This is a genomic window from Actinomadura scrupuli (assembly GCF_050971785.1).
In the GTDB taxonomy this organism is placed as follows: domain Bacteria; phylum Actinomycetota; class Actinomycetes; order Streptosporangiales; family Streptosporangiaceae; genus Actinomadura_E; species Actinomadura_E scrupuli.
Map to the genome: position 1 here is coordinate 225,851 of NZ_JBPCCU010000007.1, position 14,556 is coordinate 240,406.

The 14,556-nt window shown below is 72.2% G+C and carries 15 protein-coding genes; 8 read left to right on the forward strand and 7 right to left on the reverse strand.

What is annotated here, in order from left to right:
* Positions 1-281 precede the first annotated feature (281 nt).
* Positions 282-1,448: a quinolinate synthase NadA gene (gene nadA / locus ACRYCC_RS29410; protein WP_433816969.1), complete on the forward strand. Its 1,167-nt coding sequence runs from the start codon at positions 282-284 to the stop codon at positions 1,446-1,448.
* Positions 1,449-1,566: 118 nt separating this feature from the next.
* Here the strand turns inward: nadA and ACRYCC_RS29415 are convergent, their stop codons facing one another.
* The 6 genes from ACRYCC_RS29415 to ACRYCC_RS29440 form a co-directional block, all read right to left on the reverse strand.
* On the reverse strand, positions 1,567-2,340 hold the full coding sequence (locus tag ACRYCC_RS29415) for an ABC transporter permease (RefSeq protein WP_433816970.1): 774 nt from the start codon (positions 2,338-2,340) through the stop codon (positions 1,567-1,569).
* A 60-nt stretch (positions 2,341-2,400) separates the two neighbouring features.
* Positions 2,401-3,093, reverse strand: a complete 693-nt coding sequence (locus ACRYCC_RS29420) for an ABC transporter ATP-binding protein (RefSeq protein WP_433816971.1) — start codon at positions 3,091-3,093, stop codon at positions 2,401-2,403.
* Positions 3,060-3,653 (reverse strand): PspA-associated protein PspAB, encoded by a 594-nt coding sequence (gene pspAB / locus ACRYCC_RS29425; RefSeq protein WP_433816972.1) that lies wholly within the window; start codon positions 3,651-3,653, stop codon positions 3,060-3,062. Before pspAB ends, ACRYCC_RS29420 begins: the two co-directional genes overlap by 34 nt.
* A gap of 52 nt (positions 3,654-3,705) precedes the next feature.
* The gene (htpX, locus tag ACRYCC_RS29430) at positions 3,706-4,629 is read right to left on the reverse strand and encodes a zinc metalloprotease HtpX (protein WP_433816973.1); all 924 of its coding nucleotides are present in this window, start codon (positions 4,627-4,629) and stop codon (positions 3,706-3,708) included.
* 92 nt (positions 4,630-4,721) lie between these two features.
* Positions 4,722-5,000, reverse strand: a complete 279-nt coding sequence (pspAA, locus tag ACRYCC_RS29435) for a PspA-associated protein PspAA (protein ID WP_433816974.1) — start codon at positions 4,998-5,000, stop codon at positions 4,722-4,724.
* Positions 4,997-5,809, reverse strand: a complete 813-nt coding sequence (locus tag ACRYCC_RS29440) for a PspA/IM30 family protein (RefSeq protein ID WP_433816975.1) — start codon at positions 5,807-5,809, stop codon at positions 4,997-4,999. Before ACRYCC_RS29440 ends, pspAA begins: the two co-directional genes overlap by 4 nt.
* A gap of 127 nt (positions 5,810-5,936) precedes the next feature.
* On the opposite strand from ACRYCC_RS29440, the gene ACRYCC_RS29445 reads away from it, so the two are divergent.
* Both ACRYCC_RS29445 and ACRYCC_RS29450 read left to right on the forward strand, forming a co-directional pair.
* Entirely contained in the window at positions 5,937-6,512 is a 576-nt protein-coding gene (locus tag ACRYCC_RS29445) for a DUF3043 domain-containing protein (RefSeq protein WP_433816976.1), read from the forward strand.
* Between the two features lie 52 nt (positions 6,513-6,564).
* The gene (locus ACRYCC_RS29450; protein WP_433816977.1) at positions 6,565-7,566 is read left to right on the forward strand and encodes an aldo/keto reductase family protein; all 1,002 of its coding nucleotides are present in this window, start codon (positions 6,565-6,567) and stop codon (positions 7,564-7,566) included.
* A 67-nt stretch (positions 7,567-7,633) separates the two neighbouring features.
* Here ACRYCC_RS29450 and ACRYCC_RS29455 read toward each other — a convergent pair whose 3' ends face one another.
* On the reverse strand, positions 7,634-7,864 hold the full coding sequence (locus ACRYCC_RS29455; protein WP_433816978.1) for a hypothetical protein: 231 nt from the start codon (positions 7,862-7,864) through the stop codon (positions 7,634-7,636).
* Positions 7,865-8,009: 145 nt separating this feature from the next.
* Here ACRYCC_RS29455 and ACRYCC_RS29460 point away from each other — a divergent pair, with 145 nt between their 5' ends.
* The 5 genes from ACRYCC_RS29460 to sucB all read left to right on the forward strand — a co-directional run bounded on the left by ACRYCC_RS29460 (position 8,010) and on the right by sucB (position 14,350).
* Positions 8,010-8,954: a bifunctional adenosylcobinamide kinase/adenosylcobinamide-phosphate guanylyltransferase gene (locus ACRYCC_RS29460; protein ID WP_433816979.1), complete on the forward strand. Its 945-nt coding sequence runs from the start codon at positions 8,010-8,012 to the stop codon at positions 8,952-8,954.
* Entirely contained in the window at positions 8,951-9,727 is a 777-nt protein-coding gene (locus tag ACRYCC_RS29465) for an adenosylcobinamide-GDP ribazoletransferase (protein WP_433816980.1), read from the forward strand. Before ACRYCC_RS29460 ends, ACRYCC_RS29465 begins: the two co-directional genes overlap by 4 nt.
* 68 nt (positions 9,728-9,795) lie before the next feature.
* Positions 9,796-11,343, forward strand: coding sequence for a leucyl aminopeptidase (locus ACRYCC_RS29470; RefSeq protein ID WP_433816981.1), 1,548 nt, complete (start codon positions 9,796-9,798; stop codon positions 11,341-11,343).
* A 103-nt stretch (positions 11,344-11,446) separates the two neighbouring features.
* Positions 11,447-12,826 (forward strand): dihydrolipoyl dehydrogenase, encoded by a 1,380-nt coding sequence (gene lpdA / locus ACRYCC_RS29475; protein ID WP_433816982.1) that lies wholly within the window; start codon positions 11,447-11,449, stop codon positions 12,824-12,826.
* A gap of 36 nt (positions 12,827-12,862) precedes the next feature.
* A complete protein-coding gene (gene sucB / locus ACRYCC_RS29480) occupies positions 12,863-14,350 on the forward strand; it encodes a 2-oxoglutarate dehydrogenase, E2 component, dihydrolipoamide succinyltransferase (RefSeq protein WP_433816983.1) in 1,488 nt (495 codons plus the stop codon).
* Positions 14,351-14,556: the final 206 nt, after the last annotated feature.

Here is a 14,556-nt window from a genome sequence, read left to right on the forward strand (position 1 = left end):
GTGGGCTCCCGGTTAGCTCTGCCGCCCTCCGGCGACCTCGCGCGTTCGTTGACACGGCACCGCGCCACCAGGACGCCATGCCGCCGGAGACGCTGTCCGCCTCTGTCCACAACACAACGTACCTTCCCGCGTGGTCATTCCTCATATCAGCAAGCTGCAAAAGACCTCGCAGGATCGTGCTCCGGCGGCTCCCCGGCCCCCGCCGAGCGGACTTGTCCGTTATGTGTGCAACGATTAATGTCAAAGCGACGATAAGTACCGTCGCCAGGAGGGAGTCTCCCGTGACCACGGCACCAGAGATCGGTACCCGGAACCTGCCACTGCTGTTCCTGGGCAGTGAGGCGGACGCCGCCAGCGAGCGTGGCGTGTCCTGCCCCGGCGACCTGCCACCCGCCTCGGACCCGGCGCTGGTGGAACGCGCCAGAGTGGCCAAGGCCGCCCTGGGCGACCGGGTCTTCGTGCTCGGGCACCACTACCAGCGCGACGAGGTCATCCAGTTCGCCGACGTGACGGGCGACTCCTTCAAACTGGCCCGCGAGGCGGCGGCCCGGCCGGACGCGCCCTACATCGTCTTCTGCGGCGTCCACTTCATGGCCGAGTCCGCGGACATCCTGACCGCCGCGCACCAGCAGGTGGTGCTGCCCGACCTCGCGGCCGGGTGCTCGATGGCCGACATGGCCACCTTCGACCAGGTGGAGGAGTGCTGGGAGGCCCTGGAGGACGCCGGGGTGGCCGGTGACGTGGTCCCGGTCACGTACATGAACTCCTCCGCCGACATCAAGGCCTTCGTCGGCAGGCACGCCGGCACCGTGTGCACCTCCTCCAACGCCAAGCGGGCGCTGGACTGGGCCTTCTCCCGGGGGTCGAAGGTGCTCTTCCTGCCCGACCAGCACCTGGGCCGCAACACCGCGGTGCTCGAGATGGGGCTCTCGCTGGACGACTGCGTGGTCTTCAACCCGCACCGGCCGGGCGGCGGCCTGACCCCGCAGCAGCTCCGCGACGCCAAGATGATCCTCTGGAAGGGGCACTGCTCGGTGCACGGCCGCTTCACCGAGGCGTCCGTGCGGGAGGTACGGGACCGGGTCCCCGGCGTGAACGTGCTCGTCCACCCCGAGTGCAAGCACGAGGTCGTCCTCGCGGCCGACTACGTCGGCTCCACGGAGTACATCATCGCCCGGCTCGAGGAGGCCCCGGCGGGCTCCTCGTGGGCCATCGGCACCGAGCTCAACCTGGTCCAGCGGCTGGCGCAGACCTACCCGGCCAAGAACATCATGTTCCTCGACAAGGCGGTCTGCTTCTGCTCGACGATGAACCGGATCGACCTGCCGCACCTGGTCTGGTCGCTGGAGTCCCTGGTCCGCGGCGAGGTCGTCAACCAGATCGAGGTGGAGGCCGAGACCGCCCGGCACGCCAAGGCCGCCCTCGACCAGATGCTCGCCCTCCCCTGACGCTTCCGGCCCGCCGTGCTCGTGCGGCCGGATCGCACCCGAAGCTCCGTGATCATGCAATCCATCGGCGATGGATTGCATGATCACGGGGTTCGGGCACGGCGGCGGGCGGGACGGATCAGGGCGGGATCTCGCGCAGCCGGTGGGCGTCGTCGAAGATCGCGCGCTCGGCGGCGCGGGCGGTGACGTACGCCGACAGCGTGGCCGCGGCGAGCAGCATGTACATCACCACGATCTGGTAGCGGATGGCGGTCAGCGGGTCCACCCCGGCGAGGATCAGGCCGGTCATCGCGCCCGGCAGCGAGATCAGCCCGACCACCTTGGTGGAGTCGATGGCCGGCAGCAGGGCGGTGCGCAGGGCGCCCCGGGTATGCGGGGCGAAAGCCGCCCGCGCCGACAGCCCGAGCGACAGCCGGACCTCGATGGCGTCCCGGCCGGTGCGGATCTCCTCGCGCAGCCGGGTGAGGGCGAGCCCGGACGCCTGCATGGCCGTCGAGACGATCATCCCGCCGACCGGCACCACCACCCGCGCCTGGGCCGAGATCACTCCCAGTCCGACAAGGGTGATCAGGGTCGTGGCGCTGCCCGCCGCGGCGCCCAGCGTCGCGATCGTCCTGGCCCGGGGCAGCGGCCGGCCACGACGCCCGGCCACCTGGCCGGCGATGACCACCATGATCGCCACCCAGGCGGCGGCTCCCGGCAGGCCCGCGTAGTGGAACACCGCCAGCAGCAGGGCGCCCACCACGGCGAGCTGGACCCCCGCGCGGGCCGCGGCCACCACGAGGTCGCGGGAGACCCCCAGCCGTGCCCGGGCGACCACGGCGAACGCCAGCGCCACCAGCACGAGGGAGATCGCGACCCCCGGCCAGGAGGGGACACGGACATCGTTCACGTCCCCATCCTGCCGCCGGTGCCGGGCCGGGCGGCACCGGGCCCCGCGCCGCCGCGATGATCAGGCCGACAGGTAGCAGACCCCGTCCGGGGGGCCGTGCTCGACCAGCCGGCCGGCTCGCAGGACCAGCACGTCGTCGGCGATCCGGCGCGCCTGGGCCGCGTCGTGGCTGACCAGCACGACCGTACGGCCCTCGGCGCGCAGGCCCGACACCGCCCGCTCGACCTCGTCGGCGCCCGCCCGGTCCAGCGCGGACGTCGGCTCGTCCAGCAGCAGGACCTCCGGCCGCGGCGCCAGCGCCCTGGCCAGGCACACCCGCTGGGCCTCCCCGCCGGACAGCCCGGCGGTACGGCGGCCTGCGAACCCGGGGGGCAGCCCGGCCTCGGTGAGCAGGTCGCGGGCCTCGGCCTCGCCGAGCTCGGGGCGGCCGACCCGCAGTTCGGCCAGGACCGTGTCGGTGATCAGGGTGGGCCGCTGGCCGACCAGTCCGACGCGGCGGCGCAGGGCGAGCACGTCGAGCTCCGGGAGCGGGACGCCCTGGTACAGCACGCGGCCGGAGGTGGGGTCGATCAGCCGGTTCAGCAGCCTCAGCAGCGTCGACTTGCCCGCCCCGCTCGGCCCGACGATGGCCGTGCACCGCCCCGCCGTGACGGTGGCGGACACCTCGTCGAGCAGGACGGCGCCGTCCCGGCGCACACCCACCCGGTCCAGCTCGAAGGTCACAGGCCCGGAGCGCCCCAGACGGGGAACCACCGGGACAGGTCCTCCTCGACCGGCAGGTCGGCCCCGACCGCCCCCCGGACCTGGAGCTCCAGCGCGCTGTCGCGTTTCTGCCCGGGCAGCGGCGCGAAGGGATAGAAGGTGCCGCGCTTGTAGAGGTAGACCAGGGCCAGGCTGCGCCGCGCGGACTCCGCCGTCTCCGCGCCCGCCGGGCCGGTGAAGCCGACCAGGGAGCACAGCAGCGACGGCCCGAAGCCGGCCGCCTCCAGCGAGGAGTTGACCGCGTGCAGGTCGGTGACCAGGTCGCTCAGCTGCTCCGGGTCGCGCCGGACCAGCAGCCAGGTGTAACCGTAGGAGTCGGTGCTCGTCTCGATCCGGGGGCCGCCTCCGGCGTCCAGCAGCTCGCGGACCTCCCGCTCGACCTGCGCGAAGGCGCCGCCCTCGGCGGCCCGGAAGCAGACCGAGCCCAGCCCGGTCGGCACCAGCCCGGCGGCGGCCTCCAGGGTGATCGCCGCGTTCGGCAGGGCGAACAGCCGGTCCAGATCCGGCCGCACCGGTTTCGAGCGGCCGAGCAGGACGTCGAAGAACCCCACGATCAGTGACCTTCCGTGCGGGCGCGGGCCGGGCGGGGCCGGCCGCCGGACATCAGACTCCCCTGCCGAGCTGGGCCGAGATCTCGGCGAGCTGCTGCAGCCGCCTCTCCAGCGGCGGGTGGGTGGACAGCAGCGAGGCGATGCTGACCCCCCGGGTGAGCGCGGGAGCGAAGAAGAAGGCGTTGAAGGGCTGCGCGGCCCGCAGGTCGTTGGTCGGGATCCGGGCGATCTCGCCGGACACCTTGGTGAGCGCGCTGGCCAGGGCCGAGGGGCGGCCGGTCAGCAGCGCGGCGGCCCGGTCGGCCGACAGCTCCCGGTAGCGCGAGAGCGCCCGGGTGAGCACGAAGCTGATGGCGTAGGCCACGGCGCTGACCGCGACGACGGCCAGCAGGACCAGGCCGGTGTTGTTGTCCCGGTCGTTGCCGCGGGAGCTGAAGCCGCCCCACAGCCCCCACTCCAGCCCGAACCGCGTGATCAGCCCCGCGACCACGCCGAGGAAGGACGCGATCGTCATCACGGCGACGTCCCGGTGGGCGACGTGCGACATCTCGTGTGCCAGGACGCCCTCGAGCTCGACGGGGTCGAGCCGCCTCAGCAGGCCGGTGGTGACACAGACCACGGACCGCTTCTGGTTGCGCCCGGTGGCGAAGGCGTTGGGCACGTCGGTGTCGGCGACGGCCACCCGCGGCTTGGGCGTGTCGCCCAGCGCACAGACCCGGTCGATCACCCCGTGGAGCTCCGGCGCCTCCGCTGGGGTGACCTCCCGGCCGTGCATCGCGAACAACGTGAGCTTGTCGGAGAAGAAGTACTGCGCGAACAGGAAGAGCCCCGCCACGACCAGCGCGATCGTGCCCCACCGAGGCGAGATCACGTAGAAGGCCGTGACGAAGACGACGTAGACCAGCCCCAGCAGGAACATCGTCACCAGCATGCGCAAGGTCAGCCCCCGGTCGGGGGCGTATCGAGTGCGCGCCATCACAACCTCCCGCCCTCGGTCACCCGTACGACGCCGCCGACCTGCGGACGGCGTCACTCTGACAACGAGCGACGACCCCGCATCGTCCCGGCTCAGTCCGGGATGAGGCCTTCGTCACCCAGCATCGCCCGGACCTCCGCCATGTCGGAGTCCGCCGGCGGGAGGATCAGCTCGGAGGGTTCCAGGCTGTCCTCCGGCAGCGGCTTGCCGACCTGACGGACGTTGTCGAGCAGCGCGTGCAGAGCCGACCGGAACGTGCTCTCGTCCCCGGCCTCGATCGCCGTCTCGAGCTCGCCGTCCAGCTTGTTGAGCGCGGACAGGTCATCGTTGGCGACGTCGAGCTGCCCCTCCCCCATGATTCGCACGATCACTGCTGGCCTCCCCCCGGCTGCTGCGGCCACTGCGACTGCTGCGGGTCGGTCTGCGGACGAGCCTGCGGCTGGGCCTGCGGGCCGCCCTGGTTGAGCTCCTTGGGCGCCTGACCCTGCCCCAGCTCCGCCTTCATCCGCTCGAGCTCGAGGTCGACGCCGCTGGTGCTGCCGAGCCGGTCGAGCTCCGCCTGGATGTCGTCCTTGGGCCCGGAGAAGTCCTCCAGCGCACCGGAGGCGAGCAGCTCGTCGATCGCACCGGCCCGCGCCTGCATCTGCGCGGTCTTGTCCTCGGCACGCTGCACCGCCAGGCCGACGTCGCCCATCTCCTCGGAGATGCCGGAGAAGGCCTCGTTGATCCGGGTCTGCGCCTCGGCCGCCGTGTAGGTGGCCTTGATCGTCTCCTTCTTGGTGCGGAAAGAGTCGACCTTGGCCTGCAACCGCTTGGAGGCGAGGGTCAGCTTCTCTTCCTCGCCCTGCAACTGGTTGTACTGCGTACGGAGATCATTGAGCTGGCTCTCCAGGCCGGAGCGGCGGGTCAGCGCCTCCCGGGCGAGATCCTCCCGGCCCACCTGCAGCGCGTTCCTGCCCTGCTCGGTCAGCTTGCTCTGCTGCGTTTCGAGCTGCTGGATCTGCAGCTCGAGGCGCTTGCGGGAGGTCGCGACGTCGGCGACGCCCCGGCGCACCTTCTGCAGCATCTCCAGTTGTCTCTGGTAGGAGTAGTCGAGGGTTTCGCGAGGATCTTCCATACGGTCCAGGGCTTTGTTCGCCTTGGACTTGAAGATCATCGACATTCGCTTCATCACGCTCATCGCGCGCGGCCGGTCCCTTCGTGATGGTGCATGGCACCGATCCTTAACGTCACTGCTAGGGCTGTTATCACCCTACGCGTTAACGTACGGGGCAGCCATGAGGTTCGCGGGCGGTACTCTGATCTACGTGTTCCGACGCCGCGGAGATTCCGCCCCCGAGAAGACCCCCGAGGTCGCCAAGCCCGGGGGCAAGGGCCGCCCCACGCCCAAGCGCAGCGAGGCCCAGAAGCGCAATCGCCAGCCCATCACCGCGCCCAAGGACCGCAAGGAGGCCTACCGCGCGGTCCGCGAGCGCCAGGCCCGGGACCGGGCCAAGGCGCGGGAGGGCATGGCCCGCGGCGACGACAAGTACATGGTCAAGCGGGACCGCGGTCCCGTGCGCCGGCTGGCGCGCGACTACGTCGACGGGCGCCGCACGATCGCCTCGTACTTCATGTTCGTCATGCTGGCCGTCGTCATGGTGAGCCTGCTGCCGTACGCCTGGGCCAAGCTGCTCGGGTTCTTCGCCATCCCGGTGATGCTGGGCGTGGTGATCGTCGAGGGCTTCCTCATCAGCCGCAAGGTCGGCCGGCTGGCCGCCGAGCGATTCCCGGACGAGGACCGTTCCGGAGCCGGTTTCTACGCCGCCATGCGCTCGATGCAGATGCGCCGGCTGCGGATGCCGGCCCCCCAGGTCAAGCCGGGCCGGCCCGGCGCCGCCTGACCCCGCCGCCCCTGCGGGCCGGCCGGCCCGCACCGCCGGTTAGGGTCGGATCATGGAGTTCCGACACCTTGGCCGCAGTGGCATCAAGATCAGCGAGATCGCGTACGGCAACTGGATCACACATGGCTCCCAGGTCGAGGAGGACGCGGCGCACGCGTGCGTGCGGACCGCCCTCGAGGAGGGAATCACCACTTTCGACACCGCGGACGTCTACGCGGGCACCAGGGCCGAGGCGGTCCTCGGCCGGGCGCTGAAGGGCCAGCGCCGCGAAGGCCTCGAGATCTTCAGCAAGGTCTACTGGCCCACCGGCAAGGGCCCCAACGACCGCGGCCTGTCCCGCAAGCACATCACCGAGTCGATCGACGGGACGCTGCGGCGCCTGCAGACCGACTACGTCGATCTTTACCAGGCGCACCGCTTCGACCACGAGACCCCGCTCGAGGAGACGCTCAAGACCTTCGACGACCTCGTCCGCAAGGGCAAGGTCCTCTACGTCGGGGTGTCCGAGTGGCGGGCCGAGGAGATCGCCCGGGCGCTGGAGATCGCCGACGAGATGGGGTTCGACCGGATCGTCTCCAACCAGCCGCAGTACTCCATGATCTGGCGGGTCATCGAGTCCGAGATCGTCCCGCTCTGCGAGCGGGAGGGCATCGGGCAGGTGGTCTGGTCGCCGATCGCGCAGGGCGTGCTGACCGGCAAGTACCAGCCCGGCGCGGCGCCGCCCCCCGGCTCCCGCGCGACGGACGAGGCCAGCGGGGCGGACTTCATCAAGGCCCTGCTGACGGACGACATCCTGACCCGGGTGCAGCGGCTGCGGCCGATCGCCCAGGAGCTGGGCCTGTCGATGGCCCAGCTCGCCGTCGCCTGGGTGCTGCAGAACCCCAACGTCTCGGCCGCCATCATCGGCGCTTCCCGGCCGGAGCAGGTGCGCGACAACGTCAAGGCCGCCGGGGTCAAGCTCGACGCCGAGATCCTCAAGCGCATCGACGAGATCATCGCCCCGATCGCCGTCACCGACCCCGCCGAGACCGTCAGCCCGGCCACCCGCCCCTGACCAGGCCCGTCGCCCGGCCCGTCATGATCCGTGGCATCCGCACGGCCATGACGGGCCGGTGGCCGGATCAGCCGGCCGGGGTCAGGCCCATCGGGCCGTAGACCCGGGCGTCGTCCTCGACCAGCGTCACCTGGTCCACACCCGCCGCGGCCAGCGCACGCCAGTTCTCCCCCAGCCACGTCTCCGCGTCGGCCTGGGTGGTGAAGGTCTCCTCGGGCAGATCGGCCGGACCGGCGGTGATCCGCCCGTCGGCCTTCTCGAAACGCCAGGTCCACGGCATCGGCAGCCTCCTCGTCATGCCGAGGCTATCGATTCTTGACCTTGAATTCGCCCGCGGACCACCACGGAATCCGTCGTGTCCGGCACGTGCCCGGCCCGACGTGCCGCGCCACGCCCCCAGGTCGGGCTCCGGCGGCCGCCGGGCGCCTACAGTCACGGAGAGCATGAACATCGTCCTGCACGGCACGGCCGGCCCGGCCGGCTGGCCCGAACCCGACTGCCGGTGCGCCTCCTGCTCGCGGTTGCGCGCCGCCGGGATCCGCCACGAGCCGACCCGGGTCTCCATCGACGGCGTGCCACTGGAGAAGTGCTCGCGCTGGGGGGTCCCCGGCGGCTTCGACGTGCTCACCCCGGGCGGTGCGCGCCTGCTGGTGGCCTCCGGCCCCGGCCGGTGCCCCGAGCCCGTCCCGGACACCCGGTACGACGCCGTACTGCTCGACCTGGCGGACCGACCGCAGCATCTGGGGCTGCTGCGCCACCTCGGCGCCGTGACGGCGGCGACCGAGGTCCACGCCGTGTACGTGGACCACCGGACCGCCTCCCCCGGCGAGCTGGAACGCCGGCTCGGCTGGTGGCGGCGGCCCCGGCCCGGGCCGCACCGCACCCTGCTGCTGGGCGGCGCCCGGTCCGGGAAGTCGGCGGAGGCAGAACTGCGGCTGGCGGCCGACCCGTCGGTCACCTACCTGGCCACCGGGGTGCTCCGCGACGACGACCCGGAGTGGACCGCCCGGATCGAGCAGCACCGGGAACGGCGCCCGTCCTGGTGGCGGACCGTCGAGACCACCGACGTCGCCCCGTTTCTGCGCGCGGCCACCGGGGCGGTCCTCCTCGACGGCGTCGGCACCTGGCTGGCGGCCACCATGGACGCGTGCGGCGCCTGGGACGACGTGGCGGCCGTACGGCCGCGGATCGAGGAGCTGGTCGAGGCCTGGCGGGACACCGGGGCGCGGGTGGTGGCCGTGAGCGACGAGGTCGGCCTGTCGCTGGTGCCGACGAGCCCGGCCGGGCGGGCCTTCCGGGACGCGCTCGGCCGGCTCAACCAGCGGCTGGCCGCGGAGTCCGAGGAGACCGCGCTGGTCGTCGCCGGCCGGGTCACGGACCTGCCATGAGGCACCCCCTCACCGCCGGGCCGCGGCTGGCGATCACGTTGCTCACGGTCCTCCCGCTGCGCGCCGGCCCGGTCGACCGGACGACCGCCGGCCGGGCGATGACCCTGGCGCCGGCCGCCGGGCTGGTCGTCGGCGCGGTCGCCGCCGCGGTCCTCGCCACCGGGGACGGGGCCGGCCTCGGCCATCCGACGGCGGCCGCGCTCGCGATGGCGTCGGCGGCCGTGATGACGCGCGCCCTGCATCTGGACGGGCTCGCCGACGTCGCCGACGGGCTGGGCAGCGCGCGGCCCGCGCCCGAGGCTCTGGCGATCATGAAGCGGTCCGACATCGGCCCGTTCGGCGTGGTCACGCTGGTCTTCACCCTCCTCGTGCAGGTCGGTGCGCTGGCCCAGGCCACGGGACGCGGGCACGGCGCCCTGGCGGTGGTGATCGCCGCGGTCACCGGCCGGCTCGCCGTGACGTGGGCCTGCCGCCAGGGCGTCCCCGCCGCGCGGCCGGACGGCCTGGGCGCGCTGGTCGCCGGGTCGGTGCGGACCCCGGCCGCCGTGGTGGTCACCGCCCTGGTCCTGGCCGCCGCGGCACTGGGCGGGGCCGCGAGCGCCGGCCCCCGGGGCGCCGTCCTCGCCGCCCTCTCGGTGCTCGCGGGCCTGGCGGTGGCCGCCGGGGCACGGTGGCACACGACCCGCCGGCTCGGCGGCGTCACCGGGGACGTCCTCGGCGCGCTGGTCGAGCTCGGCGCCACCGCCGCCCTGATCGTCCTGGCGGTCCTGTGAACCACGGGCATCGCGCCGCGCCACCTGGCCGGACGTCCCCGCCACGCCCGGCCGGGCCCGGGACGGCAATGCTTGATCCGAAAGGGCGAAAGCGGTCAGTGACACGACTACGATCGGACTACGTGACGACCATCAGCCTTGACAGCACAGCTCCGGACGCCCTCGACGCCGACGCGATCGTGATCGGCGTCCTCCCCTCGGACTCCGGCCCGGCCCTCGCCGCGGGTGCGCAGGACGTCGACCGGGCGTACGGCGGACGGCTCACCGAGGCGCTGGGCACCCTCGGAGCGTCCGGCAAGGCCGGTGAGATCACCAAGCTCCCCACCCTCGGCTCGCTGCCCGTGCCGCTCGTCGTCGCGGTCGGGCTCGGCGAGGACCCGGGCGCCGAGGAGCTGCGCCGGGCCGCCGGTGTCGCGGTCCGCGCCCTGGCCGGATCGGCGAAGGTCGCGCTGGCGCTGCCCAACGGATCGGCCGACGAGGCCGGCGCGGTGGCGACCGGCGCGCTGCTGGGCAACTACTCGTACCTGAAGTACCGCACCGGGAACGGCCAGAAGGCCCCCGTCGAGCACATCACCGTGCTGACCGCGGCGGGCTCCGCACCCGACGGGACGGCCGACGCCGTCCGCCGCGCCGAGGTGCTGGCCGCCTCGGTCGTGCTGGTGCGCGACCTGGTCAACACCCCGCCGTCCGACCTCAGCCCGGAGGACTTCGCCGAGGCCGCCGCCCAGGTGGCCGTGGAGAACAAGCTCGACATCGAGGTGCTCGACGAGACCGCCCTGATCGAGGGCGGGTACGGCGGGATCGCGGGCGTTGGGCAGGGCTCGGTCAACCCGCCCCGGCTGGTCCGGCTCGCCTACAGCCACCCGGACGCCACCCGCACCGTGGCCTTCGTCGGCAAGGGCATCACGTTCGACACCGGGGGCCTGTCCCTCAAGCCGTCCGAGGCCATGGACTGGATGAAGTCCGACATGGGAGGCGCCGCCGCCGTGCTCGGCGCGCTGCAGGCGGTCGCGAGGCTGCAGCCCAGGGTGAACGTCATCGGCTACCTCCCGATGGCCGAGAACATGCCGAGCGGCACCGCGCAGCGCCCCTCCGACGTGATCACGATCTACGGCGGCAAGACCGTCGAGGTGCTCAACACCGACGCCGAGGGCCGGCTGATCCTGGCCGACGCCCTCGTGCGCGCCGCCGAGGACGAGCCCGACCTGGTCGTCGACGTGGCCACCCTCACCGGCGCGCAACTGGTCGCCCTCGGCACCCGGACCGCCGGAGTCATGGCCAACGACGACGAGGTCCGTGAGAAGGTGGTTTCGGCGGCCGAGCGTGCCGGCGAGGCCGCCTGGCCGATGCCGCTGCCCGAGGAACTGCGCAAGGGGCTCGACTCCCCGGTCGCCGACCTCGCCAACATCAGCCCCGACCGCTGGGGCGGCATGCTGGTGGCAGGGATCTTCCTGAGGGAGTTCGTCGCCGACGACCTCCGCTGGGCGCACATCGACATCGCGGGCCCGTCCTTCCACAAGGGCGAGCCGTACGGCTACACCCCCAAGGGCGGCACCGGCGCGGCCACCCGCACGTTGGTCCAGATCGCGGAGGATGTCGCGTCAGGCACACTCTGAGGCCCTGGTACTTATCAGTCGGCAAAAATGAAAAGATTGCCCCACCCAGCATTTCGATCTCCATGCGCCAGAAGCGCGTAGATCAGCATTGAAGGAGCGTCCCGTGACGAATGGCAGCGGCCCCTACGACATCGTCGTTCTGGGTGGCGGCAGCGGCGGATACGCGTGTGCCCTCCGAGCGGTCGAGCTCGGCAAGACGGTCGCGCTCATCGAGAAGGACAAACTGGGGGGTACCTGCCTCAACCGAGGCTGCATCCCCACCAAGGCCCTCCTGCACGCCGCCGAAGTGGCCGACCAGACCCGGGAAGCCGGGACCTTCGGGATCAAGGCCACCTTCGAGGGCATCGACGTCGCCGGCGTCAACGCCTACAAGGACAAGGTGGTCACCACCACCGTCAAGGGCCTGACCGGGCTGCTCAAGAGCAAGGGCATCACGATCATCGAGGGGGCCGGCCGCCTCGTCGGCCCCACCCAGGTCCAGGTGGGCGACTCCGTCATCGAGGGCCGGCACATCGTGCTGGCCACCGGCTCGGTGCCCAAGTCGCTGCCCGGCCTCGACCTGGACGGCGAGCGGATCATCTCCAGCGACCACGCGCTGGTCCTGGACCGGGTCCCGCAGTCGGTGGTCATCCTGGGCGGCGGCGTCATCGGGGTCGAGTTCGCCAGCGTCTGGCGCTCCTTCGGCGCCGAGGTGACCATCGTGGAGGCGCTCCCGCACCTGCTGCCGCTGGAGGAGGAGTCCAACTCCAAGCGCCTGGAGCGGGCGTTCCGCAAGCGCGGCATCAAGTTCGAGCTCGGCGTCCGGTTCGAGAGCGTCAAGAACACCAACAGCGGCGTCGCGGTCACCCTCGAGGGCGGCAAGAGCATCGACGCCGAGATCATGCTGGTGGCCGTCGGCCGCGGCCCGGTCTCGCAGGACCTCGGCTTCGAGGAGGCCGGCGTCGAGGTCGAGCGCGGCTTCGTCAAGGTCGACGAGTACTGCCAGACCAGCGTGCCCACCATCTCCGCGGTCGGTGACCTGATCCCGACCCTGCAGCTGGCCCACGTCGGCTTCGCCGAGGGCATCCTCGTCGCCGAGCGGCTGGGCGGGCTCGAGCCGGCCCCCATCGACTACGACGGCGTGCCGCGCATCACCTACTCCGAGCCCGAGGTCGCCTCGGTGGGGATCACCTCCGCCGTGGCCAAGGAACGCGGGTACGAGATCAAGGAGATCACCTACGACCTCGCCGGCAACCCGAAGAGCAAGATCCTCGGAACGCAGGGCGAGGTCAAGGTGATCGCTCAGAAGGACGGCCCCGTCCTGGGCATCCACATGGTCGGCAGCCGGGTCGGCGAGCTCGTCGCGGAGGGACAGCTGATCTACAACTGGGAGGCCCACCCGTCCGATGTCGCTCAGCTGATCCACCCCCACCCCACCCAGTCCGAGGCGATCGGCGAGGCTCATCTCGCCCTCGCCGGTAAACCGCTTCATGTCCACGGCTGACAGCCGCACCAGTATTTGAAGGAGTCGCTGAGAACCATGCCGGTCTCCGTCACCATGCCCCAGCTCGGCGAGAGCGTCACCGAGGGCACCGTCACCCGCTGGCTCAAGAAGGAGGGTGAGCACGTCGATGCCGACGAGCCGCTCCTCGAGGTATCGACCGACAAGGTCGACACCGAGATTCCCTCCCCGGCCTCGGGCACGCTGAGCAGCATCACCGTCGCCGAGGACGAGACCGTCGAGGTCGGCGCCGAGCTCGCGATCATCGCTCAGGAGGGCGAGGCGTCGTCCAACGGCAGCGGCCCCGCCACCGAGGAGACCGCCCCGGCCCCGCAGGAGGCGGCGCCGCAGGCGGCGGCCCCGGCACCGGCCCAGCAGCCGTCCCCGGGTCCCTGGCCGCCCGCGCCCGCCGCCCCGCAGGCGCCGGTGCCGCAGCAGGCTCCGGCACCGGCCGCCCCGCAGGCTCCCGCCGCGCAGGAGCCCCCCGCGCAGCAGGCCCCGGAGCAGGAGGCCCCCGCCGCGGAGCCCGAGGCACCGTCGGGTGAGAGCCCGTACGTCACGCCGCTGGTACGCAAGCTCGCCTCCGAGCACGGCGTGGACCTGTCCGCGGTCGACGGCACCGGGGTCGGGGGGCGGATCCGCAAGCAGGACGTCCTGGAGGCCGCCAAGGCCGCTCAGGCCGCCGCGCAGGCCGCCAAGGCCGCCCAGGCCCAGCCTCAGGCACCCGCACCGGCCGCGGCTCCCGCCGCTCCGGCGGCACAGGCCGCCGAGGTCTCCGGCCCGTCGCCGGAGGCCGCGCAGCTGCGCGGCAAGACCGAGAAGATGTCGCGCATCCGGCAGACGATCGCCAAGCGGATGGTCGAGTCGCTCCAGGTCTCGGCGCAGCTCACCACGGTGGTCGAGGTCGACGTCACCAAGATCGCCAGGCTGCGCGACCTGGCCAAGAAGGACTTCCTCGCCCGCGAGGGCGTCAAGCTGTCCTTCCTGCCGTTCTTCGCCAAGGCGGCCGTCGAGGCGCTCAAGCAGCACCCCAAGCTCAACGCCGTCATCGACTCCGAGGCCAACGAGGTCACCTACCACGACGCCGAGCACCTCGGTATCGCGGTGGACGCCGAGAAGGGCCTGATGGTCCCGGTGATCAAGAGCGCCGGCGACCTCAACCTGGCCGGGCTGGCCCACAAGATCGCCGATCTGGCGAGCCGTACGCGTGGCAACAAGGTGAGCCCGGACGAGCTCAGCGGCGGCACCTTCACGCTGACCAACACCGGCAGCCGCGGCGCGCTGTTCGACACGCCGATCCTCAACCAGCCGCAGGTCGGCATGCTGGGCACCGGCGCGGTCGTCCGCCGCCCGGTGGTCGTCGACGACCCCGACCTGGGCGAGGTCATCGCCATCCGGTCGATGGTCTACCTGGCGCTGAGCTACGACCACCGGCTGGTCGACGGCGCCGACGCCGCCCGCTTCCTCCAGACGGTCAAGCACCGTCTCGAGGAGGGCAAGTTCGAGGCCGAGCTCGGCGTGGGCTGATCTCACGCATCACCGCCCGGACCCCCTCACCGCCGCACCGGCGCCGGTGAGGGGGTCCGGCGTCTCCGGGCCGGGGCACCGGCGGGTCGCCGGCCGGTTCTCAATACGGGTGCCGGCGGGTTCATTTCATAAACCCTTTATCGCGTTATCTCCCTGTCCATGGCCGCTGATTTCTCAGCTCATCGCCAGGGTGCCGGTCGCCCTCT